The 1,810-nt window shown below is 40.1% G+C and carries 2 protein-coding genes; both read left to right on the plus strand.

Annotated features, from left to right (window positions below):
- Positions 1-141 precede the first annotated feature (141 nt).
- Positions 142-438: a hypothetical protein gene (locus L1272_RS22895; protein WP_024592041.1), complete on the plus strand. Its 297-nt coding sequence runs from the start codon at positions 142-144 to the stop codon at positions 436-438.
- Between the two features lie 246 nt (positions 439-684).
- On the plus strand, positions 685-1,810 hold a 1,126-nt coding region (locus L1272_RS22900; RefSeq protein WP_235374356.1), incomplete at its 3' end, for an IS1182 family transposase.

Here is a 1,810-nt window from a genome sequence, read left to right on the forward strand (position 1 = left end):
TGCTATGTTTGTTCATGCTAGCCTCTGCTGTTTAGTTATTTGACAAACTAATTATGGCTCTGGCTTTGTCATTAAGCTAACCCACGAAAAGCGGAGGCTAGCACCGTGTGGGAGTCATTATGTCTATGTTGGAGCAGCATATTGATCGCTCGTATTAAGACAATCAGTTTTGGGGTATTAGTAGCTGCATTAATCATTACGATCACGTTGATGGTAGCCGATGTTGAATTTTATGGGCTCCTCAGTGTTTACGTATTTATGGTTTTATGGAGTTTACACAAGATATTTTTGTGGCTCATCGGTGATGAGTTTGGCATCGCCGTTCAGGTGAAAATTAAGAAAGACGCACCAAAAGCAATTCGTTTCCTTGGGCTGTTATTTGTCTGCTTTGTTTTTTATTTCGTAGCTAAGGGGCTTATCAAGCATGTTTCAACATAACAAGTTGCTTAATTTCGTTCCGGCCACAAACAGCATGGCCTCCACTGGACTGCCTACGCTGCGCTGCGGCAGCCAATTAGCAAAGCGTTAGCACTGTCCACTTATGGCACAGACTGTGTGAAAACTCTGATCACCTTTTGGTCTAAGTATCTGCTGCTTATGATCGATTAATCTATACATTTAGTTCACTTAATATACTGATATTTATATAATAAGACTATTGATTCAGTCGAGGGTTGAGGCAATATGTCAAAGTTTATAAGCGGTGAAGATCGTAACCAATCAACGTTATTTCCAGAATCGTTGGAAGACTACGTCAGTGAAGATAATACGGTCAGAGTAATTGATGTTTTCATTGAGGAACTAAATCTAGCTGAATTGGGGTTTAAAGGATTAACCTTAAAGTCCACAGGCCGCCCTAAGTATCATCCAGCCACACTATTAAAGCTTTATCTTTATGGTTACCTCAACCGTATTCAATCATCCCGCCGATTAGAAACCGAATGCCAACGCAATATTGAACTGATGTGGCTACTTGGTAAGTTGGCACCCGACTTTAAAACGATTGCTGATTTTAGAAAAGACAACGGAGGCGGTATAAAAAATGTATGCAAAACGTTTGTTGAAGTCTGTCGTCGCCTGAATATGTTTGAGAAACCCGTTGTTGCCATCGATGGTAGTAAGTTTAAAGCTAGCAACAACAAAGGCAATAATTTTACGCCAAGCAAAGTTAAATTTCACATCGACCGAGTCGAAAAGAACATTGAACGTTATCTTGAATTACTTGATGAAGCCGATAAAGAGCAAGCTAACGTCACAAAAATTAAAGCCACAAAAGAGAGACTAGCTGACTTTCGCAGCCAGTTAAAAAAACTATACGAGATTAAAGAACAAGTTGAAGCTCATCCTGATAAGCAAATATCCACTACTGATCCTGATTCACGTTTAATGAAAACTCAAGGTTTTACAAGAGTTGTGAGTTATAACGTACAAAGTGCGGTTGATACCAAGCATCACCTCATAGTGGCGCATGACGTGACCAACGTGCCAGATAGAGGCCAGCTTGCGTCAATGACGAAACTCGCACAAGAAGCATTGCGCAAGAAAGATATACGGGTATTAGCAGATAAAGGTTACTTCAGTCAGCCTGATATAAAAGACACTATCGATTTGGGTGCAGAGCCAATCATGCCCAAGACGGATACATCGTCCTCTGAAAAGAAAGGGATATTTAACCGCTCACTTTTCAAATACGATGCAAATAAAGATATTTACTTATGCCCCGCTGGTAATGAACTTCAAAATCGAATGCAGGTATTTGAGCAAGGTAAATACCTTGATGTTTACTTCAATCACATTGCTTGTCGAGATT

It is taken from the genome of Pseudoalteromonas sp. PAST1, from assembly GCF_021532515.1.
Taxonomy (GTDB): domain Bacteria; phylum Pseudomonadota; class Gammaproteobacteria; order Enterobacterales; family Alteromonadaceae; genus Pseudoalteromonas; species Pseudoalteromonas simplex.